Below are 21588 nucleotides of genomic sequence, written 5' to 3' on the forward strand. Positions count from 1 at the left end.
CCGGGGCCCGGGCCGGAGGTTCCTCCACCGGCCCGGGCCCGACTCATGACGCGCCGGAATGGAGAGCAATGCGCAGGTTCAACGAGTACTTTGCCGCGGGTCTGGCCGACCGGCGCTTCTACGAGTCGGTGGGCCGCACCGTCACCGACGACGATCTGGCCGGCGAGATGCGTGCCCGGCTGCCCGACGCGTACGCGGTCGAACGGGAAGGCCTCTGGGCCCGGGTGCTGCCGCCCGGGGCGGGCCCGCTGCCCGACCACGGGTGGAAGATCCATCTGTCGGCGGTCCCCGCGGACGCGCAGGCCGCGCTGCGGGCGGTCTGCGAGGAGTTCGCCCGTGGCCCGTTCGCCTTCAAGTGCCTGCGCTCCACCCGGTTCGTGAGGATGAGCACGGCCCGCTGGTGGGCCCCCGGCCAGATCGGCAAGGTCATCGCCGTCTACCCGCGCTCCGCACAGGAGTGCCGCGAGCTGCTGGGCCGCCTGGCTCCGGTGACCGCCGGAATCCGCGGCCCCTACGTGCTGACCGACAAACGGTACGGGCAGAGCTCGCTGTACTACCGATACGGGGAGTTCAAGGCGCTGGGGCCGCGGGACGTCGACGGCGTACGCGTCCCCCTCGTGTCCGGGCCGGACGGCCTGACGTGGGAGGACGAGCGGGTTCCGGTCTACCGGCGGCCACCATGGATACCGGAGCTGTACGAGGACGATGCCGCGGGCAGCGGGCAGAAGGGCGCTCAGATCCGGGAGTACCAGGTACTGAGCCCTTTGCACTACGCGGGCACCGGCGGCATCTATCTGGCCGAGCGGATCAGCGACGGCCTCCCGGTGGTCCTCAAGGAGGCGCGCCCGCACACCGGTTTCGCCGACGACGGCTCGGATGCGCAGGGCCGGCTGCGCCGCGAGTTCGACGCGCTGACCAGGCTCAAGGGCACCGGCGTCGCACCCGAGCCGATCGAGCTCTTCGAGGAGTGGGAGCACCTCTTCCTCGCCGAGGAGTACATCGACAGCCTGGCACTCATCAGTTTTATCGGCTCCCAGCACCCGTTGACCCGCAACGACCGCCGTCCGGAGGCGATCGAGGAGTACCGGGACGTCATAGCGGACGTGGTGGCCGGGGTGCGCCATGCGGTGACGACCTGTCATGAGATGGGTTTCACGTACGGAGACCTGTCCATCACCAACATCAAGGTGGACCCCGCCACGCGTCAGGTGCGGCTGATCGACTTCGAGTCGGTACGCCCGGTGGACGGTCCGCAGGGCATGTACCCGTACACCGCCGGATTCGCCCCGCCGCGGGATGCCGTCACTGAAGACGGCCGGGCCTTCGACCTGTTCGGTGTCGACTGCGTGGAACTCGCCATGACCATGCCCCGGAACACGCTGCGTGACCTCGACCCCGGGGCACTCGCCCGCTCAACCCGCCATGTCGCCTCGCTTCTCGGCAAACCGGTCGACGACCTGCTGGCCCGGCTGGGCCTTGCAGCCGACCCTCCGCGCACAGACCTGTCCGACCTCGGCGCCGTGGCCCGCGGCTGCGTCCGGTTCATCGAGGCGGTGATGAGCCCTGACCGTGACGACCGGCTCTTTCCCGCCGACCCCAGGGTCTTCGCCACCAACCCGTGGTCGGTCGCCTACGGAGCGGCTGGTGTGCTGCGAGCCCTGCATCGGATCACCGGAAGGATCCCGGAAGCCGCCCGGGATTGGACGCACCGTCTGATGGACACGCTGGAGCGGGCGCCGACGGGTCTGTACGTCGGCCGGTCAGGCGTGGCCTGGACCCTGTGCGATGCCGGGGAGCCCGACCGCGCCCAGGAGATCATGAGCGGGGTCATCCGGTCGAATGCGCAGGACCCACCGGAGGCAGCCGACATCGCGGCCGGCCGCGCGGGCATCGGCATGGCCGCACTGGCGGTGTGGGACGCGACCGGCGACACCACCCTGCTGACGGAGGCGGAGCGGATCGGCCGGTCCCTGCTCGCGGATGCCCGCGACACCGGGAAAGGCCTCTACTGGCCCGACCCGCGTGGCGGCAGGCAGCCCGTCGGCTACGACTACGGCTCCTCGGGGGTCGCGCTGTTTCTGCTGTACCTGCATTGCGCTACCGGCGAAGAGTCGTTCCTGAGGATCGGCCGACGGGCACTGACCCACGACCTGGCCCAGGCGATCGACCACGACGCGGGCATGCTGTCCTTTCCGCAGCGCGTCGGCGGCGGAGCAGCCACACCGTACTGGTCGCGCGGCGCCTCCGGAGTCGGTACGGCACTTGTCCGGTACTGCCTGGTGACGGGTGAGGAGCGGCTGCGGTCCGTGCTGGACCGACTGCTGCGGTCGCGAGCCGGCGGGCTCACCGTCAGCCCCGGGCTGTTCAACGGCATGGCCGGTCTGGCCAACTTCGGGCTGGACTGCGCACATCTGCTGGGGCTGCCGGAGGCACAGGCACTGGCGGCAAGCACGGGCGCGGCCATCGCGAGTCTGGCCGGCGAGCAGCCGGAGGGCATCGCCTTCGCGGGGGAGGGGTTCGTGCGATTCAGTACGGACTTCGCCACCGGAAGCGCCGGGATCGCGCTGGTGCTCGACCGGGTGAACCGCGGCGGCCCGGACTTCAACTACACGCTGGACCAGTTACTGCCAGGAGGCCCCGATGCCTGACGACGCGCTGGGAGTGATCGTCTGCGGTTCGAGCGCGGCCGTAGCGCTGCCCGGCTACCTCTCCAGGCTTCGGCGCAGTCTGCCGCACACCCCGCTGCGGGTGCTGCTGACGGCCGCCGCTGAGCGCTTCGTACGGCCTGAGGTAGTGGGCTGGTACGCCGACGTATGCGTGACGACCGCGACCGGCGGCTTCAATCCCACCGAGTTCGCATCGAGTTCAGGGGGGATCACGGTGTTGCCGGCAAGTGCCAACACTCTGGCCTGCACCGCTCTTGGACTGGCCGGAACCCCGGCGCAGACGGCGCTGCTGGTCGCGGAGCCACCGGTCCTGTTCTTCCCCAGCATGAACCGCACCATGTGGTCCCGCTCCTCGGTACTCCGTCATGTCGCTGCGCTCCGCGCCGAGGGGCACACGGTGGTGGACCCGTCGCCCGGTGAGGCCTACGAGATCTGGCAGCGGAAGATCGTCTCCACCCTGGTGATGCCCGGGCCGGAGCCCGCTGTGGAGGTGATCACCACGTGGTGGGAGGAGCGTAAGGAGCGTCATGGCTGATCGCGGCTGGGCCACCCTCCTACGGCTCGCCGACTTCCGGCTCCTGTGGATCGGATCCACACTGTCCGCGCTCGGCTCGCAGCTCACCAGCCTGGCACTACCGCTGTTCGTCCTCGACCGTACGGGATCGCCCACGTCCGCCGGCCTGGTGGCAACCGCCCGCCTGCTGGTGTTCTACGCGGCGCAACTGCCGGCCGGTGTGGCGGCCGACCGGTTCGACCGCCGCTCGGTCCTGATGGTGGCGGACGCGGGGCGGGCGGCGGCGTTGGCCGGTGTCGGCGTGGTGGCGATGACACGGCCGGCCGGGGCGCTCTGGCTGATCGTCGGGCTGATGTCGGTGGAGGGGATGCTCACCGCTGTGGCCAACCTGGCCGCGACCGCTGCCTTGCCGCAGCTCGTCCCCGAGAAGCAGCGTCCCTCGGCGCTCGCCTTGGGACACGCCCAGGGCAACGCGGTGCAGTTGGTCGGCCCGCTGCTCGGCGCCGCCCTCTACCGACTGCACCCGGCCGTACCCTTCGCCTTGGACGCCCTGTCGTACGCCGTGGGAATGAGCCTGGTGCTGTCGGTGCGGGGGCGGCTGGGCGGGGGCGGCCGGGTGTCGTCCTCCGTACGGGCTGACATCGCGCTCGGCTTGCGGTTCGTCGCCCGGTCTCGCTACCTCCTGCTCATGATCGGCTGGTCCGCGCTCATGAACTTCGCGACTGCCGGAATCGGCTTCGTCCTGATCCTGGTCGTGGGACGGCAGGACGGGGGACTGAGCCTGGGCCTATCCCTGACGGTCATGGCAGCCGCGGGACTGGCCGGAGCCGTATTCGCGCCACGTTTCCACGCCGCGAACGAAGACCGTCTGATCCGGGCCACGACGGCGCTCATCGTGGCTCTGGGCGTGGCCGGCGCGCTCTCGCCCAGTCCGGTGGTGATGACCGTCTGCACGGCCGGGATCGCGTTTCTCGCACCCATCATCGTGGTGCCGAAGAATGCGCGGCTGTACGCGCTCATCCCGGATGAGCTGATGGGACGCGCGCAGAGTTCGCTGTTCCTCATCGGCGGATCGCTGTACCCGTTCGCCGCGTTGGCGACCGGCTGGCTCGTCGAGAGGGGATCGCCAAGCCTCGCGATGGCGGCCCATGCGGGAGTGCTCGTTGCGGTGCTGGTGATCACCATGGTTCCGCAGTTCCAGCGCGGGACGCCCGTCCTGACCGTTCCGCCCGCTGTGGAGAACACAGAGCGTTGATCACCTGCTCCCCGCCGTGGACAACTCCGTTGGGAAATCCGCAAACTGGCTGGTGTGGTCCTGTTCTCAGGCGGTGGATTGGAGTCGGTCGAGGTGTGAGGTGCGGGTTCCGTCACCTCGGTGCGCGCTGCGCTCGTCAGCCCGAGCCCATCAGCGAGCCGCCGCGGCAAGCTGGGACGTCTTCCTGCCCTTCCTCCTGGCCGACCGGGTGGCCGACGTCGTGCTGGACGTGTTCGCCCCGCGCAACCCATCCGGGTTCCACCGGGTATTGCGCCCGACCGGCCGGTTGATCGTGGTACGTCCTGCCCAGCGGCACCTGGCCGTGCCACGCGGTCAACTGCCCGCGATGGTCACGATCGATCCGGCCAAGGAACAGCGCCTACACAAGGCACTGAGCCTTTTCAGTGTGACCACCGATCAGGTGACGGCTTTGGTGCCCCTGGCATCAAGCACTCGCCGAGGAGGGCAGTCAGTTGAAAGCGTCTGTCATGCAGTCCACCCGGCAGTCGGCGGCCTCGTAGCGCTGGCGGAGGGCGGCAGCTGCTTCTTCGCGCTCCACGAAGAGGTGCCCGTAGTGCTTACACGCCACCCTGGTCACGTCCTTGACCGTGACGATGGCCGGTTCGCCGCGTGCGGCCCGGCGGCGCGCTTCGGCGATCGCCACGTCTGCAGAACGCAGCAGGTTTCTGGATCGCTCCCGGATCACGGCTGCCTGGGCCCGTTTCACCGAGAGGGGGCGCAGGACACGTCCCCGCCAGACGAAGCCGGCGGCGACAAGTGCGAGACCGAGCGCTATGAACAGGAGTCCGCCGGGATCGTGACGCATCTGTCCAGTCTTCACCACTCGCGTGGTGATCGTCGTGCCCGCGCCGACGTGACGCTGCCGATTTTCGGAGCGACACGGCGTCAATGAGCCTTCCAGAAGGCCACCGATCGGGTGACGCCACCGGGATGCGCAACGCACGAGACTCCTGCGCCGTTGGGGTAGGTGTTCGAAGTCTCAACCTACGGGCACAGGAGATGCTCCTATTTCCTGTCAAGTGACCTGGGTGAGGGTGCGCTTGGAGCTATTCGTGCAGGTGAGAGCTTTGAAGACTTCGCGCGCTATGTAGCGTTTCAGGCAGCGGATGATGTCCTTCTTCTGTAGGCCTTGTGCGGTGCGGCGGGCGATGTACTCGCGTGTTCGGTGGTCTCGTTGCATGCGGACGACGGCGATGCGGTAGAGAGCGGCATTGGCGGAGCGGTTCCCTCCGCGGTTGAGCCGGTGGCGGTCCCGGCGTCCGGAGGAGGCGGGGACAGGGGCGACGCCGCACAGGTGGGCGAAGGCTGCCTCGGAACGCAGGCGTTCGGGATTGTCGCCGACAGCAGCGAGGAGCCGGGCGGCGGTTTCGGGGATTTCACGATCCGGTTCCTGACGACGGCGAGCGAGGCGGCGCAAGGTGAACTTGGCGGCAGTGGCTGGTCGGGCCAGGTCTGTGCTGGGGCGCAGTCGGGCGCAGGTAACGATGAGGTCGGCGGTCGTCAGGTCGCGGAGCCGGGCGCGCAGGGTGTCGGGGGCGGTGGTCATCACGCTGCGGATCTGGTTGATCGCCTGTGTGCGGGACTTGACCGCGGAGGCACGCGCGTTGTGCAGGACGCGGAGGGACTCAGCGGCTCCGTCGTGGGTTTTGGGGGTGATGCTTGCGCGGCCGGAGGCGGCTGCCTGTGCGGCGGCGTAGGCGTCGATCGGGTCGGACTCGCCGTGCTGGCGACGCATGCGCCGGTCGGGCCGGTTGACATCGAAGACGGTCAGGCCGGCGGCGGTGAGCACCCGTGCGAGCTGCGTGCCGTAGGAGCCGGTTCCCTGCCGCCCTCGGGCTGGCTCACTGATAGCGTGCCGCCGTCGGCCGACACCCGCGCGGTGATCAGCCTGCTCGCCGACCGTGCACCGGGCTGCTCAAGGTGCTGCGCGAGACCGATCCCGACTACGTCCTGCTCGACGGCACTCTCGCGGAGTGTGACCGCCTGGGTGACGGCCGGGCCGACTACTCCGCCAAGCACCGCCGACACGGCGTGAACGTGCAGGTGGTGACCGACCCGGAGGGCCGGCTTCTGTGGCTCTCGCCCACACTGCCCGGCCGAGCGCACGACCTGACTGCGGCCCGCACCCACCGGATCATCCGGATCTGCGAACGCCAGGGCGTCCCGGTCCTCGCCGACCGTGCCTACATGGGAGCCGGACCGTGGGTGACGACACCCCTCACCCTGGAGCAGTAACGCTGAAAGAGCTCAGTGATCCGGCTGCACGTTCGGGCCGTCCCGAGCGCTTCATGGGTGGAGGCGGTTGTCGCCTCTGGTGTTTGATGTGCCATCTCATGACATTGATTCCTGGCTGTCAGGCTTGGCGGGCGTAGGACGCGAGGCGATCGGCGAGCTCGATGACGAGGTCGCGCAGTTCAGCGGGGTGCTCGATGACGAACGGCCGGTCGAGTGAGGCGAGTAGCGGAGGCAACCAGTCGAGCCGCTCCGCCCGCAGCTCGACGCGCAGCCAGCGCTCGGTTGACCGGTCCTCGCCTGCCGCCGGCTCGTGCTCCTCCAGGCTCGCGACGCTGGCGGGAAGGTGGGCGCGGATCTGCTCGACCGTCCCGTGGATCCGCAAGGTCACCTCATGCCGGTACTCGGCCGTGGCGAAGCCTGACAGCACGCGCTGTGCCGGATCGGGACCCACGGGCGTTTCGAATGAGCCGGGCAGGGTCCGCGCGTCTGCGATGCGATCGAGCCGGAAGGTTCGGTCCTCGCCGATCCGGGTGTCCTTGCCCGTGACGTACCACCGGCCCGCATGGGCGACGATCCCGTACGCGTGCAGCGGGCGTTCGCTGCGCTGTCCGTCGCGGTCGGTGTAGCGGATCGAGACCGGTCGGCGGTGGCGCACCGCATCGGCGATGGTGAGCAGGACTCCGGCGTCCGGGGTGTCGAACTCTCCGGGCTGTTCCGTGAAGGCCAAGGATTCCAGGAGTGCGTCGAGCCGGCGGGCGATGTGCTTGGGCAGCACCCGCCGGATCTTCGCCGATGCCGTCTCGTTCGCCGTGTGCTGCGTCGTCGTCAGCCCTGCCCGGCGGCCGGCGGCCAGGCCGAGCAGCACAGCCAGCGCCTCGTCGTCGCTGAGCATGAGCGGAGGCAAGCGGTACCCGGGGGCGAGCCGGTACCCGCCGTAGCGGCCACGCACCGATTCCACGGGCACGTCGAGGTCGATCAGGTGGTCCACGTACCGCCGCACGGTGCGCCCTTCGACGCCGAGCCGCCCGGCTAGTTCGGCCACCGTCCGGGTGCCGCCGGACTGCAGCAGCTCCAGGAGTGCCAGCACGCGGCCAGTGGGTCGAGGCATGTGCACAACCTAACGTGAATACGGGACCGATTCTGTCCACTATCTCTCCTAGCCTGCGCAGTGCACGCCTTCAGCACAGCCAAGGAGATCCCCATGGACTTCGTCTCGATCCGCATCATCACCAGCGACGTAGCTCGCCTCGTCGAGTTCTACGAGCGAGCCACAGGAGAGCGGGCGACGTGGGCCACCGAGGACTTCGCCGAACTCAAGACCGCGGGCGCCACCCTCGCGATCGCCGGCACCCGCACCGTCCCGCTGTTCGCCCCGGGCTCTGCCCGCCCGGCGGACAACCACAGCGTGATCACCGAGTTCCTCGTCGACGACGTGGACCGCGTTCACCAGAACCTGACCGGCTTCGTCCCCGACTTCGTCACCGAGCCCACCACGATGCCCTGGGGCAACAGGTCGCTGCTGTTCCGCGACCCCGACGGCAACCTCGTCAACTTCTTCACCCCCGTCACCCCGGCGGCCATCGAAAAGTTCGCACGCTGACGCCACGCACAGCCGCTCACGCGGGAGCCCTGAGATCGGAGGGCTCCCGGTGAACGCGGCCGCCGAGTCCAGGAGCGCCACCAGCAGGGGACATCCCAGATCAGCCGGGTTTCTGATGGGCAGTGGTCGATGCTGGAGTCGTTGCTGCCTGCGGTGGGCATGCGTCGCAGGTGGCCTGGCTGTCGGCGGCTGGTGGACGGTGTGCGGTGGTGGGTCCGGACCGGAGTTCCTTGGCGGGACCTGCCGTTCGAATACGGACCGTGGCAGACGGTGTATGGACTGTTCCGGAGATGGCGGCGTCGGGGTGTGTGGGCCCGGCTGCTGACGTTGTTGCAGGCGAGGGCTGATGCGGCCGGGCTGATCTTCTGGGAGGTCAATGTCGATTCCACCAGCTGCCGGGCACACCGGCATGCTGCCGGTGCCCGCCGACACGGTGCTGTGCAGAAGGAACCGCCGGGCGGAGTGAGCGCCGAACCTGAAGACCATGGACTGGGCAGGTCGCGAGGCGGGTTCACCACGAAGATCCATCTGGCGTGTGAGCAGGGACAGAAGCCGTTGTCGCTGCTGATCACCGCCGGGCAGCGCGGTGACAGTCCGCACTTCGAGCCGGTCCTGAACGCGATCGGGGTGCCCGGCCTGGTGCCGGCCGGCCGAGAAGCCGCCCGCTGCGGGTGCGAGGCGATAAGGCGTACTCTTCACGCGCAAATCGCGCCTGCCTGCGCAGACGTGGCATCAGGTGCACGATTCCAGAGCCGGTCGATCAGGTCCGCAACCGCAGGCGCCGCGGACGTGGCGGTGGCCGTCCGCCCTTCTTCGACCGCGAGGACTACAAGGCCCGGCACGCGGTCGAATGCGGGATCAGCCGTCTCCAGGAGCACCGGGCCGTGGCGAACCGGTTCGACAGACTTGCGGTTCGGTTCGGGGCGACGGTTCAGGTCGCGGCGATTCATCAGTGGCTGTGAACCCTCAGTCTGCCGTCGTGCGGATGCCCCGGCAGGAAAGGACGGCCCTGCGGTCATTACGGAGGAAGGGCGCGTTTCCCGGCATTGGCGCGGAGCGGTGTGTATGGGGTTGCACCTTCCGTAGCGGCATGTGGTCCGGTGGACTTACGTCCCGATCCCTTGAGGAAAGGTCCTTGCTCATGCATTCGTCTTTCATGCCACCCCGCCAGGTCAAGATCGGTGACGCGGCGGCCTTCGCCGGCACCACGCCGCGGGCGATTCGCCATTACCACGAGATCGGCCTGCTCCCCGAGCCTGAGCGGGGCGGCGATGACCGCCGCCGCTACGGGTACGAGGACATGATCCGCCTGCTGTGGATTCGCAGGATGGCCGACGCCGGGATCGCCCTCGACGACATCCGTGACGCCTTTACCACCGGCACGGCTTCCGCCGGTGCGGACAGCGGAGACGGTATCGCGGGCATCCTGGAGCGGTTGGAGGAAACCCTCGCCGAGCAGGAGGCGGAATTGCGGCGGCAGCGGACCGCCGTGCAGCGGATGCGCACCGAAGGCAGCCGGATGGGCCTGCTCTCCGGCTTCGTCACCGAACGCCTCAAGAGCCTGCCCGAGGGCTCCCTGCGCCAGGCGGACCTGGACAGTCTGCTGGTCACTGAGCGGATCTTCGGCCCGCTCGGCGCGGCCGTCCAGGCCACCCGCTTCGTCGTCCTGGCCACGCATCCCACTCTGCGGGAGGATTCCGACCGCATCGATGACGCCGAGGAGGCACTCGATGACAGCGTCGCCGTCGATGATCCACGGGTGGTTCAAGTGGCTGTCGAGCGGCACGCCTTCGAAAGCGCCCTGCAGGCCGTCATCGAGGAGTCCGGCCTGGGGAAGGACGACGATGCCCTCTTCGACGCCTGGGACACTTTGCACCCTGCCACCGCCGATGACGGCGAGGACGGGGCCGACCTCAGCCCTGACAGGCGGGAGGCTGACTCCATGAGCGCGTTCGAAGCCACCGGCAAGATGCCCTACGACTTCTCCCCAGCCCGCCTGCGCTGTATGGAACTGGCCGAAGAACTCTCCGCCCAAGACTTACCCGCTACCTAAAACACGGCCTAGTCGCACGTGCGTGCCCTCCTTCCGTTGCCTCCCGATGGAACGTCGACGCTGTTGTGGATACGAGCCTCTAGGCCGAGAACGTTGTGAACTTGGCGCTCGAAGCGTGAGAACCCGTGATTTCGGCGTCAATGAACGAGCGAAGCACCTGCCGGTCTGTATGCGGTGTGATGCCGAGCAAGTGGGGTGAAGTGGGGTTGTTCCGTCAGGGCGGCGAATTAGACTGCTTTGCACCTCAGGGTCGGGGCCGCAGGTGCATGGATTGCCCCTTATGGGAGCGCGCGTCGTATGCCGAAGTGGGGAGCCGCGACTGCTTGACATGACGGATGCCGGCCCGCCCGGCTGAAGCAGCCTGCGGTCAGGAGGTCGAAATGGTGTTCCATTTACGCCGGATGGCGGGTTAAGGTCGCGTTCCGCGAGGATCTTGTACGGAGGTGCCCGGTATGGAGAACGCCGACCCTGCCCGCCGGGGCCGCCCCCCGGGCCCACGAGCCGTCGAGGGGCAGCTGACGAGCCGCCAGTCGGCCATCGTCCGCTACATCACGGAGTCGGTCGACCGGCAGGGCTACCCGCCGTCGATGCGGGAGATCGGCCAGGCCGTGGCACTCGCCAGCACGTCCTCGGTCGCCCACCAGTTGATGGCCCTCGAGCACAAAGGCGTTCTCTACCGCGACCCGCACCGTCCTCGCGCCTACCGGGTGAGGCCCTCCTGGTCTCCCGACTTGGGCGACAGGAGCGAGGTAGCGGTGGACGTGCCGCTCGTCGGACGGATCTCCGCCGGCGCCCCGCTGCTCGCCGAGGAGATGATCGAGGACGTCTATTTCCTGCCGCGACAGGTCGTGGGCGACGGGGACCTGTTCGCCTTGACGGTGTCCGGTGACTCCATGATCGACGCGGCGATCTGTGACGGCGACATTGTGACCGTACGGCGGCAGGACAGCGCCGATCACGGGGACATCGTCGCCGCGCTCCTGGAGGACGAGGCCACCGTCAAGGTGCTGCGCCGACAGGACGGGCAGGTGTGGCTGATGCCCCGCAACTCGTCCTACGCCCCGATCCGCGGCGACCAGGCGCAGATCCTCGGCAAGGTGGTCGGCGTCCTGCGCCTTCTCTGAGACGGAAATCCCTTGGAGACGGACCTGTTGGTCATGCCAAGCTGTACCCACCAAGGGGTGTAGCTCAGATGGCCAGAGCGCCGGCCTCCAAAGCCGGATGCCGCAGGTTCGACTCCTGCCGCCCCTGCCACCGATCAAAGAGGGGCTGCACCGCACCTTCCGGGTCGCGGATCGCCAGTACGCACGCCCCTTCGCCAGGCTCGCATCGGCCGCCACCACGTCCGTGCCGTGCTCACCGCTGTGGTACTCACGGAAAGCGTCGGCCAGCGCAGCGCCGTCCGCTCTGGGTGGTCAGCTTGAGGTCGTCCCACGGCATTGACTGCCACCTCTGCGTCGAGGGCCGGCGGGACTCATCGGTCCACGTGGCGGAGGAACGGGCCTCGGATGCGGGGACGGCGCACCGATAACCTGACCAAGGACGGGTCGAGCATCAGCGGGAAGGGAGATCGTCAGTGATGGGGGTCTGTGGCCCACAGCCATCGAACGACTGGCGCTTCAGCTCAACCGAGCCAAGGTGGCCGACGTGCGCGTGGACGAGGCGAAGAAGGCAGGCCACCCCACGAGGCCGAACCGCGACCACCTTGAGCCCGCCGAGTACCAGCGCCGGATCCGCGCGTACGTGCAGACCTCTGAATACCAGGTCGCGGACCGTGGACTTCGGGTCGCTGTGGTCCTGAGCAAGGTGCACGCCGCTGCCTTGCTGCGGGCGTCCCGCGGGCTGCTCGCCCGGCGGGCGGGCGGAAAGCAGCCGCCCTTCGCCTGCCGCAGCCGCGCATCGTGCCCGGCGGCCGCGTGCCCCAGTGGTGGATCAACACCATCGACACCACGTACGTCGACATCTGGCGGGCGATCCCGTCGCCCGGGCCGGAGCTCCGGCTCGGTGGCCCGGACGACCCGCTGGTGCAGGAAATCGCCAAGCAGGCACGTCTGCTGCAGGCCAGCCGCGTGGGCTACCGCAAACGCGGCAGCCTGTACGAGGAGTTCGACCAGCTGCACACCGACTACTTCGCCGTCCGGGACCGATCCCGCGCGTACGCGGCCGCCGTCCTCGCGCTGTTGCGGGCCCGCACCTGACGCCGCTCCATTCGGACGAAGTCGTCTTCTGATGCCGTGGCTTCGGCCGCAGAACGCGTGTGCTGGGGGACGGGTGTGGCACCGTGGACGCAGGCGTGGTCCTCCATTCCCCCCGTGGTGGCGGACCACGCCTGTCTACGTGGCCGATGGCACCGGCTCGGGTGAAGAGGCCTCCTCGAGGACCTGCCGCAGACCGGTGTACATCCGCAGCCGTACACCGGGCCGGCCGGCGTCTCGGGTGGTGCGCTCGACCCTCGAGGTTCCCCAGGTTCGGGCGACCGCGGTCTGGAAGGCGAAGACGGTGGCATCGTCGAAGCCCGCCACTTCTCTGAACTACGAGATGAGGTCGACAGCCGAGGATCGGTCGTCGGCCCCTTCAGAGCTCAGACTTCCTGCACGTCGCTTGTGCGGGCGGCGATCTGGTTCGGGGAGCCGAAGAAGGAATAGGCTCGCGCGGCCGTCCGCGCAACGCAGATAACCTGCGCGAATGAAGCGGATTCAGCGGGCCGCTGGTGCGGTCGTCGGCTCAGCAGTGGGTGACGCTCTGGGCGGCCCCTTCGAGTTCGGTCCCCAGGGAGCGTTCTCCGCGCGGTTTCCCGAGCCTGGTGCCGGTGGCGAGATGAGCGGAGGCGGTGGCTGGGACCCCGGCGAGGCCACTGACGACACGCAGATGGCCGTCCTGGTTGCGGAGTCGCTGCTGGAGCAGGGTCGACTGGATCTGCCGGACATCTTCGCCCGCTTCCAGCGGTGGGCAGCATCAGAACCGAAGGACATCGGCTTGCAGACCGAAGACGTCCTGACCAACGGCATGCCCTGGGACCTTGCCGCCGCGATCCATTTCCAGGTCAACCGGCGAGCAGCTGGAAACGGCTCCTTGATGCGGGCATCGACGTCCGCGGTCCACTTCGCGGCCGCCGGCCAAGAAGCCACCATGGACGCTGCCCGCCGCATCGCTGCCCTCACCCACGGGGACCGCGCGGCCTGGGAAGGCACCGCGATCTTCCACGAACTCATCCGCGTCACGTTCGAGGACACCGACCCCCTCACCGCGATCCCGGACACCCTGGGTCTTGTCCACCCCGACCACCGTGGCCGCTACGCCACAGTCCTCGCGCCCGACTGGCACCCCGATCAAGCGACCGAGTTCAACGGTGCCGTCTGGCCCTGCCTGGGCTCCGCCGTCTGGGCCCTGCGCACTACCACCAGCTTCGAAGACGCGATTCGCGCGGCGATCGACCTGGGCGGTGATACGGACACCGTCGCCGCAGTGACCGGAGGCCTCGCGGGGGCGTATTACGGGCTGGATGCAATCCCCGCCCACTGGACCCAGCCGCTCCATGTCCCCCTCCCAGGATTCGACGGACGAGTGGTGCACCTGACAGACCTGATCCACCTTGCACACCGCCTCGGAGAGCGCCTTTATGCGGGCTATCACATCTGTCTCATCGACAGTCCCGCATGACGCCCGGTTTGTGATCATCTGAGGCCGAGGAGTGCGAGGGGTCGGCGAGGGTCGCGGGCGTTGCGGCGGAGGCCGGCCGCGATGTTCTTCGCTCCGGCCGTGCGGAGGGCTCCGATGGCGAGGTTGCGCCAGGTGGCCATCGCGCGGGGCGCGTTGCCGGTCCGCAGCTGGGAGGCGTCCTCGGCGAAGGTGGTGTCGCGGACATGGTGCAGGGCCTCGATCTTCCAGTGGTCGCGGACGGGTTCGGCGAGCTGGGCCGCGGTGGTCTGCTCGGCGGTCAGGCTGGTGACGGCGTAGACCGTCTTGACGGTGGTCTTGGCGGTGTTGCGGTCGGTGCGCCGGCGCTTGATCTGGACCGCCTGGCGGGCTCCGGGAAAGAGGAGGCTTGTTCACGGTGGCGGCCTTGATCCGGCGGATCTCCGACCGGTCATGGCCGATGCCCCGGGTGCGTCCCTGAAGCGGGATGTCCTTCCAGGGAAGGGAGTTGAGCTGCCGGCGGAGCTTCTTCTGGTTGCGCTTGACGATCACGATGTAGTGGGCGCCGCGGTCGAGGAGGTAGTCGGCGTGCTCGCGCTGGGTGTGCATGGCGTCGCTGGTGACGACGGTTCCTGCCAGGTCGGCGACGGTGTCCGGCATCGGCTGGAAGCAGGTGATCTCCTTCGACTTCTCGCCGACGTCCGGCTGGGCCAGGACCAGGCCGGTGGTGTGCTCCAGTGCGGCGAGCAGGTGGATCTTGCGGACGTTCGCTTTGGCCGCGCCGCGCAGGCTTTTGCCGTCCACTGCGAGACCGCGCAGCCCGGTCACCTTCGGGCGACGGTAGGCGAGCCGGCGTCCGACCGCCCGATCCAGCGCGTCGCCGTCGATGCGGGCCGGCAGCCTCCTGACCGTCGTTTCCGCAGGCAGGAGCCGCTTTGGGAGCAATGGGTCGAGGCGTATGCCGAGGCGTTCCAGGATGTGCGGCGGGGCGTCGGCGATCTACTCGCTGACTGCCGGCACAGAGGTCGCCCCCGCCAGAACCGCGCACGCGGTCGGCGCGCGCACGGCAACCGGAGCGTGCCGTACGCCGCGTGGGTCCCGCGGGTCGGGCACCTTGGCCAGTCGCTCCAGCAGGCGCGGGACCTCGTCGGACACGACCTCGGGATGCTCGCGGAGCTGGTCAAGGGCAGGCGGGATCAGCAATGGGTGTAGCTCCTTTGGAGGGACGAGCTGAGCCGGTGCTTTGCCACTGGTGAATCCGCAGGTCTGTGCCGGTGGGCCCGTCCCTTCAAGAGGAGCTGGACCCGACGGCGATGGTCTTCCCGGGCGCTGGGGGCGGTCGCCGCTGCTGGGCGCCAGGCCGGGCCCCGGCGGTGGAGTGGCATCCGCGACTACCTGACGGTGTTCCCCCGAGGCACCCCCGGGCCGCGCAACGGGAGCGTCCGGCTGAGGACGAGGTTGGTGGTGGTGCTCCCGAACTCGGCCAGCTCGTCGACGATCTCCTCCAGGTGGGCCATCGACGTGGCCGCCACCTTCATGATGTAGCAGTCGTCTCCGGTGGTGCGCAGGCACTCCAGGATCTCCGGGCGCTCCTCCAGCAGCCGGCGCAGCGGCTCGTGCCGGGTTCCCGGCCCCGGGTACTTGAGCCGGACCACCGCCATCACTGGGTAACCGGTCCGCTCCGGGTTCACCTCCGCACGGTACCCCGTGATCACCTCGGCCTCCTCGAGTCGGCGCACTCGCTCCTTGGTCGCCGACGCGCTCAGGTTCACCCGCCGTGCCAGCTCGGTGAACGGGATCCGGCCGTCCCGTTGGACTTCTGTCAGGATCGCCCAGTCCGTCGCGTCGAGACTCTCGGTCATACGCCCATTTTACCGGCGGATCCACGGCTGAACCGCCTCTGAACAGGCGGGAATCCCTTCTGAGGACCCATACGTCCTGCCTAGGGTTGGGCCCTGTGAAGATCGGAGTGAACGTCCCCAATTTCGGCCCGGGCACTGACCCCGGAGTGCTGCGCAGCTGGGCCCAGACCGTAGAGGGCCTGGGCTTCGACCTACTGATGATCTCGGACCACATAGCCATCACGCCGGATGTCGCCGAGCGCTATCCGGCACCCTTCTACGAGCCCTTCACCACCTTGTCCTGGCTGGCCGGCCTCACCACCCGTATCCAGCTCGGCACGACGGTCCTCATCGCTCCCTACCGGCACCCGCTGCTCACCGCCCGAATGGCGGCCAATCTGAATGAGCTGAGCGGCGGCCGGCTGGTCCTCGGCGTGGGAGTGGGCTGGGCACGGCAGGAGTTCGCCGCCCTCGACATCCCGTTCTCACAGCGCGGACAGCTGACCGACGACCACCTGCGGGACATCCGGGCCGCCTGGAAGGACACCGCGTCCTACGGAGAGCGCCGGATCCCGGTGTGGGTCGGCGGAAACAGCGACGCGGGGCTGCGCCGGGCCGTACGACTCGGAGACGCATGGCATCCGCTGCGCCCCACCGTGCCGTGGCTGCGCGAGGCCGCGGGCAGGCTGGAGACGTACGCGGACGAGCAGCACTTGCCCGTGCCCGCCCTGGCACCCCGCATCGCTCTGCGACTCACCAGGGAACTGGTCGACGGAGCGGGACGGCTCGCCGGTGAGGGCACCATCGACCAGATCATGGACGATCTCGACCAACTGCGGCTGCTGGGCGCCAAGTCCGTCGTCCTCGACACCTACCCGGGCGACCCCCGCGCGACGTGTCACCCGCAGGCGGCCTGGCAGGCCCTCGCCACCGTGGCCGCACACTTCTACGAGCTCGGGACCCCGTCCCGCACCACGATGGAGCAGTCATGACCACACCCGACGACCACACCCTCCTCCGACAGGCCATCTCGCTCGCGGCCAAGGCACGCGCGAGCGGCAACCCGCCCTTTGGATCTCTGTTGGCAGGACCGGACGGGACGATCCTGGCCGAGGAACACAACACCACCCTCACCGACAACGACGTCACCGCACACCCGGAACTCAAATTGGCGAGGTGGGCCGCAAGAGAGCTCGACGCACAGACGGCGGCAGGCACCACGATGTACACCAGCTGCCAGCCGTGCGGGATGTGCGAGGCCGTCATCCAATGGGCAGGGCTGCGGCGAGTGGTGTTCGCCCTGTCCAACGAACAGCTCCTGGACATCAGGCCGGGCAGCAGCCGACTGCCCGTGCCGCAGGACGGCCCCGCGCTGCTCGAGGAGGTACAGGCCGCGGTCGAGCCCTACTACCGCTGACTGCCGGGCCCGGGAGCGGAGCCCGCCACCGGCGGAACGCACCTGGGTACGCTCTTCCTCCAAAGGAGCCACACCCATCAGCGATGATGCGTCGGCAGGCAGGGTCTTCCACTCGGATCATGGGGCGTTGAGAACTCCATGATCTTGGAAGCTGTGCCTGTCACATTCCGGGGCCACCGCCGAACTGACAGATCGTCACGAACCGGGCTTCACGCGACTATGCCGAGGCCCTGGGGTCCACGTCAGTCAGTTCGCGTTCGCGGACGGCCAGGTTCTGTGCAGACTCCGGATTCACCCGACCGGGCGAGTTGTCAGTGGCGGCGTCTACCGTCTCTTATATGACCAGTTCGCCGAACTCACGTGACAGCGCATGGGTGTTGGAGGCCACCATCCGGACAGCACGGGCCGCCGATCCTCAATGGCAGGAGCAACTCGACAGGCTCCGCCCGATCGCCTCGTACGACCCTGAGACCCAGACGTGGTGTGCCCGCCTCGGCGCACTCGACCTGGCAAGCCTGCAGATGCTGCAGACCCTCTTCGACACCGCGCGCGTTCACGGCACCGAGGTGCGCCTCACGCCCGTGGCGGTCCCGGCGTACTGGGACGGCCCCGCCTTCACGAGGGGGGCGGACGTGGCCGCTCTCCTGGAGGTGCAGACCGACCGCGGTCGTCCGCTCGGTCAGTTGCCTCTGGCCTGAGGAGCCTGCGTCGGGTGTCGACGACAGATCAGCCGGGTGACTTCCTCGTGCGCCGGGCTGCGAGGTCCGCGAGTTCATGCGTAATGCCGACTGCCGATGCGCACTCAAATCCGGGGCGGTGCAGGGCCCGCCCCGGAGGTCGGTCACCACCCTTACTGTGGGAGTGGACAGGTCACCCACCGCGCGATGTATCGCCGCGTCACCCCGCAGGGACCACAGGGCGCCCGCCCGTGCCGAGCAGCGACGACGTTCTCGCCGCCTTCAACCGCGGCCGCACGGCCGTACAACCAGGGGCTCCACGTGCCGTCCGGTATCACCTACACCGCCGTGCTCGATGTCCGCAGGGCAACAACGGTTTGAACATTGATCAGATGCCCTCTTAGGCGCCCGCGCCGGGTTCGAGGAGGCATTCATGCGCCGCTACGACCAGCGGATCCCGCCGGTCACCTTCCACCCCGACGCGAAGGCCCTGCTCGTGGTCGGGCTGCACGCCGACCGCCGGCACGTGGCCAAGCGGGCCCGTGCGGCCGGACTCACGGTGTTCCACACCGACCCGGAAGGGTTCCGCCGCCCGGACGGGAGCTGGTTCGCATACCCGCTGGAGGCACCGCAGACCGGTGACGTCGTCGTACGCGCGCAACGGCTGCCGAAGCGATCGGCGACCTCGAGCGACTGCTGAACAAGAGTACGAACAACGGCTGAACTGGGGGGCCGGGGAACGGCAGTAGCCTCAGGGCTCGTCCCCGGCCCCGCACGCGGGCCCCTCCCAAGGAGAGAGACACGGATGCGTATTTCAGTCATCGGCTGTGGTCACCTCGGCATCCCGCACGCGGCGGCTATGGCCGAACTCGGCCACGAGGTCATCGGCGTGGACGTCGACCAGGCCAAGGTCGACCGGCTCAACGCCGGTGAATGCCCCATCTACGAGACCGGTCTCCCCGAACTCCTCGCCCGCCACACCACGAGCGGGCGCCTGCGCTTCACCACCAGCATCCCCGAAGCCGCCGAGTTCGCCGACCTCCACTTCATCGGCGTCGGAACCCCCATCGACGCCGACGGCCGCTCCTACGACACCGGGCAGGTCTACGGCGCCATCCGTCAACTCGCCCCCCACCTCAACCGCCCCTGCACGATTGTCGGAAAGAGCACGGTCACCGTCGGCACCACCGCCCAGGTCACCGTCCTCGCCCAGCGCCTGGCCCCCGCCGGCGACCGCGTCGACGTCGTCTGGAACCCCGAGTTCCTCCGCGAGGGCCACGCCGTGGAGGACACCCTGCGCCCGGACCGCCTCATCGCCGGTGTCACCACCGCCGAGGGCGAGAAAGCGATCCGTTCCGTCTACGCCCCGATCCTGGACGCGGGCGTGCCCCTCTTCGTCACCGACCCGCAGACCGCCGAACTCGCCAAGGGCGCGGCGAACACCTTCCTCGGCCTGAAGATCTCCTACGCCAACGCCCTCGCCGACATGTGCGAGGCCGCGGGCGGCGACATCGACCAGATCGTGGAGATCCTCGGCATCGACCCCCGCATCGGCAGCGGCGGCATGCGGCCCGGCATCGGCTACGGCGGCGGCTGCCTCCCCAAGGACATCCGCGCCTTCACCGCGAGCGCCCGGCAGCTCGGTGCCGACGAGGCCGCCGAGCTCCTGCGTTCCGCCGAGAAGATCAACGAATCCCGCACCGCCGGCGCCCTGGACCTGATCACCCGTACCCTGGGCGACCGCCCCCTCAAGGGCGCCAAGGTGACCGTGTGGGGTGCCGCGTTCAAGCCGGGCACCAACGACGTCCGCGAATCCCCGGCCCTCGCCCTGGCCCGCGCCCTCCAGGAGGCCGGCGCCATCCTGATCGTTCACGACCCGCAGGCCGTCGCGACCGCGGCGATCCGCAACCCCGAACTCGACTACACCGACGATCTGCCGGCCTCCATCGACGGAGCCGACGTCGTGGTCCTGGCCACCGAGTGGCCCGAGTACCAGCAGGCCGACCCCCACACCCTCGTCGACCGGCCCGCCAACGCCCTGCTGGTCGACTGCCGTACCGCCCTCGACCCTGAGCCCTGGCGCCTGGCGGGCTGGAAGATCCGCCAGCTCGGACGCCCCGGGAAGTAGCCCGTCATGTCACGGGCGGGACACCCATGACGGTGCCGTGCCCGTTCGTACCTGGCCCCGATCCGCCATCCACGGATGGCTTCGATATTCACGAGAAACGACAGCACCCGAGCGAAGAACTCCACGACCTACTGGAGGCTCCAGCGGTGCGGGTGCTCGGGATCGATGGGGCAGGCGAAGACGTTGAGCTCGCCCGAGCGGCCAACGACGACCTTGGTTGGAGTGGCATACGGGTGCGGACGGAGACCCTGGTCTTGGACCGGTATCCAGCTACCGCTGCCGCCGTCCCACTCGGCACTGTCGATGGTCAGCAGGAGTTCCATCGGAGTCGCGCAGGTCCAGCAGTCCATGGGGTACGGGTCGGTCGCGTGCCAGGATGCGAATCCGCCGACACGCCAGCCCGGAGGGATGGACAGGTCGTACTGGTAGCCGACCAGCTCGGCCCCTTCTTCGTCCTCCGACTGCTCGGCCTCTTCTTCAAGTCCCTCCTCCCAGGCGTCGAGCCTGGCGCAAAGCTCTTCGGGAAGGAGACCGGCGAAGGGGTAGGTGACCACCTGCTCCGGGTGCAGCGCACAGGGCTCGGGCACGTACCCGTCGTAGCCGACGACCTGTGGCTGAGGCGGCGAGGCGAGCACCTCGCCGACCTCGGCGGATTTACGCCAGACCAGGTGAAGTAGCAGGCCGTGCCGGCCCACGCCGTGCGCATCGAAAGGGCACCAGAACACCTGTAGCAGGTCGCAGCCGTCCGGCCCTGCCAGCAGGTCGGGGATGTCCCGCCGGTACAGCTGCGCGAGGCCGATCAGCGGCAGCGGGTCGGCCTCGGAGGCCCCAGGAACCCGGTGCTTGCGGTGCAGCTCATCCACGAGCTGCCGTTCATCGTCTGTGAGTCCCTGGAACGGTTCACAGGCCCACGCGGTGGCCAGGACCTCTCGTTCCCGGTGAATGTCCGCGGGACGTCGGCCACGCCCGCGGCCGTGGGCCTCGCTGCACAGCGGCCACGGCTCGTCCGCCGGCCACAGCATCGGCCCGCCGACGGAACTGGCCGACACGTCCGGATTTCCCGGCCGCGGGTGCAGCCGTGTCGTCGTGCCCCGGTACGCGGCCAGTTCTGGGAAGAGCGCCTCGACATCGAGTGGGCGCGGCGGTGTGATCCTCGTCATGGAGGCGACCTTAAACACTCGACAGGTTCGGTGAGCAGCGCCCCCGACTGCCTTCTCCCCAAGCCCGAAGCCGTGACCCTGCAGGCGTTCTGGACTCAGTCCGGCAAGCACCGATGCTGTCCAAACTGTGAACAATTCGATCCGCCTGGAAGTACGTGCTGCCTCCCAAACCGGCGCACAAGTGATGTCCGTTCTGGGGCTCTGGCTCAACTTTTGTGGAGCAGTAACGCTGTGTGCTGCCGACACCCCGTTCACCCGACCCGGGTCCCAGGTGGCGTCCCTCTCGTCCTGGGATCACCGCAGGCGTATTCCGTCCCACGCCTTCAGGTGCGTGCTTGTTGCGAGAGGATGGGGTGGTGATCCGCCACGACCCTGAGATGCAGGA

The 21588-nt window shown here is 68.9% G+C and carries 21 protein-coding genes, 1 tRNA gene and 3 pseudogenes; 18 read left to right on the top strand and 7 right to left on the bottom strand.

Translation table 11 applies throughout. The annotated features are described in order from the left end of the window. The first annotated feature begins 68 nt into the window (after positions 1 to 68). The 4 genes and pseudogenes from lanKC to ABZ725_RS49065 all read left to right on the top strand — a co-directional run. The gene (gene lanKC, locus ABZ725_RS49050) at positions 69 to 2648 is read left to right on the top strand and encodes a class III lanthionine synthetase LanKC (protein WP_358808881.1); all 2580 of its coding nucleotides are present in this window, start codon (positions 69 to 71) and stop codon (positions 2646 to 2648) included. Beyond that, positions 2641 to 3201 (top strand): flavoprotein, encoded by a 561-nt coding sequence (locus ABZ725_RS49055; RefSeq protein ID WP_358808882.1) that lies wholly within the window; start codon positions 2641 to 2643, stop codon positions 3199 to 3201. Before lanKC ends, ABZ725_RS49055 begins: the two co-directional genes overlap by 8 nt. Next, positions 3194 to 4435, top strand: a complete 1242-nt coding sequence (locus ABZ725_RS49060; RefSeq protein ID WP_358808883.1) for an MFS transporter — start codon at positions 3194 to 3196, stop codon at positions 4433 to 4435. Before ABZ725_RS49055 ends, ABZ725_RS49060 begins: the two co-directional genes overlap by 8 nt. Before the next feature lie 124 nt (positions 4436 to 4559). Continuing rightward, positions 4560 to 4832, top strand: a pseudogene (locus ABZ725_RS49065) (methyltransferase type 11); the annotation flags it as partial. A gap of 72 nt (positions 4833 to 4904) precedes the next feature. On the opposite strand, the gene ABZ725_RS49070 reads toward ABZ725_RS49065, so the two are convergent. Both ABZ725_RS49070 and ABZ725_RS49075 read right to left on the bottom strand, forming a co-directional pair. Then, complete coding sequence (locus ABZ725_RS49070; RefSeq protein WP_358808884.1) at positions 4905 to 5261, bottom strand: hypothetical protein; 357 nt, start codon at positions 5259 to 5261, stop codon at positions 4905 to 4907. A 210-nt stretch (positions 5262 to 5471) separates the two neighbouring features. After that, the gene (locus ABZ725_RS49075) at positions 5472 to 6305 is read right to left on the bottom strand and encodes a transposase (RefSeq protein WP_358808902.1); all 834 of its coding nucleotides are present in this window, start codon (positions 6303 to 6305) and stop codon (positions 5472 to 5474) included. A gap of 59 nt (positions 6306 to 6364) precedes the next feature. Here ABZ725_RS49075 and ABZ725_RS49080 point away from each other — a divergent pair. Next, positions 6365 to 6670, top strand: a pseudogene (locus ABZ725_RS49080) (transposase family protein); the annotation flags it as partial. Positions 6671 to 6809: 139 nt separating this feature from the next. Here the strand turns inward: ABZ725_RS49080 and ABZ725_RS49085 are convergent. Then, positions 6810 to 7799: a WYL domain-containing protein gene (locus tag ABZ725_RS49085; protein ID WP_358808885.1), complete on the bottom strand. Its 990-nt coding sequence runs from the start codon at positions 7797 to 7799 to the stop codon at positions 6810 to 6812. 93 nt (positions 7800 to 7892) lie between these two features. Here ABZ725_RS49085 and ABZ725_RS49090 point away from each other — a divergent pair, with 93 nt between their 5' ends. From ABZ725_RS49090 to ABZ725_RS49115, 6 genes are all read left to right on the top strand, one after another. Then, positions 7893 to 8291, top strand: a complete 399-nt coding sequence (locus ABZ725_RS49090) for a VOC family protein (protein WP_358808886.1) — start codon at positions 7893 to 7895, stop codon at positions 8289 to 8291. A gap of 129 nt (positions 8292 to 8420) precedes the next feature. Continuing rightward, positions 8421 to 9253, top strand: a protein-coding gene (locus ABZ725_RS49095) for an IS5 family transposase (protein ID WP_358808887.1) whose coding sequence is annotated in 2 segments (ribosomal slippage) — positions 8421 to 8925 and positions 8925 to 9253 — 834 coding nt in all. Because the reading frame shifts where the segments join, the coding sequence is not laid out codon by codon here. 179 nt (positions 9254 to 9432) lie between these two features. Continuing rightward, positions 9433 to 10344, top strand: a complete 912-nt coding sequence (locus ABZ725_RS49100) for a MerR family transcriptional regulator (RefSeq protein WP_358808888.1) — start codon at positions 9433 to 9435, stop codon at positions 10342 to 10344. A 452-nt stretch (positions 10345 to 10796) separates the two neighbouring features. After that, positions 10797 to 11468, top strand: coding sequence for a transcriptional repressor LexA (lexA, locus tag ABZ725_RS49105; RefSeq protein ID WP_358808889.1), 672 nt, complete (start codon positions 10797 to 10799; stop codon positions 11466 to 11468). 53 nt (positions 11469 to 11521) lie between these two features. Continuing rightward, positions 11522 to 11598, top strand: a tRNA-Trp gene (locus ABZ725_RS49110). 647 nt (positions 11599 to 12245) lie between these two features. Further along, a complete protein-coding gene (locus tag ABZ725_RS49115) occupies positions 12246 to 12542 on the top strand; it encodes a hypothetical protein (protein WP_358808890.1) in 297 nt (98 codons plus the stop codon). A gap of 135 nt (positions 12543 to 12677) precedes the next feature. Here ABZ725_RS49115 and ABZ725_RS49120 read toward each other — a convergent pair whose 3' ends face one another. Next, positions 12678 to 12866 (bottom strand): DUF6207 family protein, encoded by a 189-nt coding sequence (locus tag ABZ725_RS49120; protein WP_358808891.1) that lies wholly within the window; start codon positions 12864 to 12866, stop codon positions 12678 to 12680. Between the two features lie 163 nt (positions 12867 to 13029). On the opposite strand from ABZ725_RS49120, the gene ABZ725_RS49125 reads away from it, so the two are divergent. Further along, complete coding sequence (locus ABZ725_RS49125; RefSeq protein ID WP_358808892.1) at positions 13030 to 14004, top strand: ADP-ribosylglycohydrolase family protein; 975 nt, start codon at positions 13030 to 13032, stop codon at positions 14002 to 14004. Positions 14005 to 14118: 114 nt separating this feature from the next. After that, on the top strand, positions 14119 to 14301 hold the full coding sequence (locus ABZ725_RS49130) for a hypothetical protein (protein ID WP_358808893.1): 183 nt from the start codon (positions 14119 to 14121) through the stop codon (positions 14299 to 14301). A gap of 153 nt (positions 14302 to 14454) precedes the next feature. Here the strand turns inward: ABZ725_RS49130 and ABZ725_RS49135 are convergent. Next, positions 14455 to 14925 (bottom strand): annotated as a pseudogene (locus ABZ725_RS49135) (ISAs1 family transposase); the annotation flags it as partial. Positions 14926 to 15371: 446 nt separating this feature from the next. Further along, on the bottom strand, positions 15372 to 15842 hold the full coding sequence (locus ABZ725_RS49140) for an Lrp/AsnC family transcriptional regulator (RefSeq protein ID WP_351912782.1): 471 nt from the start codon (positions 15840 to 15842) through the stop codon (positions 15372 to 15374). 95 nt (positions 15843 to 15937) lie between these two features. Here ABZ725_RS49140 and ABZ725_RS49145 point away from each other — a divergent pair, with 95 nt between their 5' ends. The 5 genes from ABZ725_RS49145 (at position 15938) to ABZ725_RS49165 (ending at position 20043) form a co-directional block, all read left to right on the top strand. Continuing rightward, complete coding sequence (locus ABZ725_RS49145) at positions 15938 to 16813, top strand: TIGR03619 family F420-dependent LLM class oxidoreductase (RefSeq protein WP_358808894.1); 876 nt, start codon at positions 15938 to 15940, stop codon at positions 16811 to 16813. Beyond that, complete coding sequence (locus ABZ725_RS49150) at positions 16810 to 17238, top strand: nucleoside deaminase (protein ID WP_358808895.1); 429 nt, start codon at positions 16810 to 16812, stop codon at positions 17236 to 17238. The genes ABZ725_RS49145 and ABZ725_RS49150 overlap by 4 nt, the downstream gene beginning before the upstream one ends. A gap of 338 nt (positions 17239 to 17576) precedes the next feature. Then, the gene (locus ABZ725_RS49155) at positions 17577 to 17936 is read left to right on the top strand and encodes a hypothetical protein (RefSeq protein WP_358808896.1); all 360 of its coding nucleotides are present in this window, start codon (positions 17577 to 17579) and stop codon (positions 17934 to 17936) included. Positions 17937 to 18348: 412 nt separating this feature from the next. Next, positions 18349 to 18615, top strand: coding sequence for a hypothetical protein (locus ABZ725_RS49160; protein ID WP_358808897.1), 267 nt, complete (start codon positions 18349 to 18351; stop codon positions 18613 to 18615). Positions 18616 to 18720: 105 nt separating this feature from the next. Continuing rightward, complete coding sequence (locus tag ABZ725_RS49165) at positions 18721 to 20043, top strand: UDP-glucose/GDP-mannose dehydrogenase family protein (RefSeq protein ID WP_358808898.1); 1323 nt, start codon at positions 18721 to 18723, stop codon at positions 20041 to 20043. A gap of 128 nt (positions 20044 to 20171) precedes the next feature. Here the strand turns inward: ABZ725_RS49165 and ABZ725_RS49170 are convergent, their stop codons facing one another. Then, positions 20172 to 21203: a hypothetical protein gene (locus ABZ725_RS49170; protein WP_358808899.1), complete on the bottom strand. Its 1032-nt coding sequence runs from the start codon at positions 21201 to 21203 to the stop codon at positions 20172 to 20174. Between the last annotated feature and the right edge of the window lie 385 nt (positions 21204 to 21588).

The organism is Streptomyces sp. NPDC006872 (assembly GCF_040635845.1).
Lineage (GTDB): Bacteria > Actinomycetota > Actinomycetes > Streptomycetales > Streptomycetaceae > Streptomyces.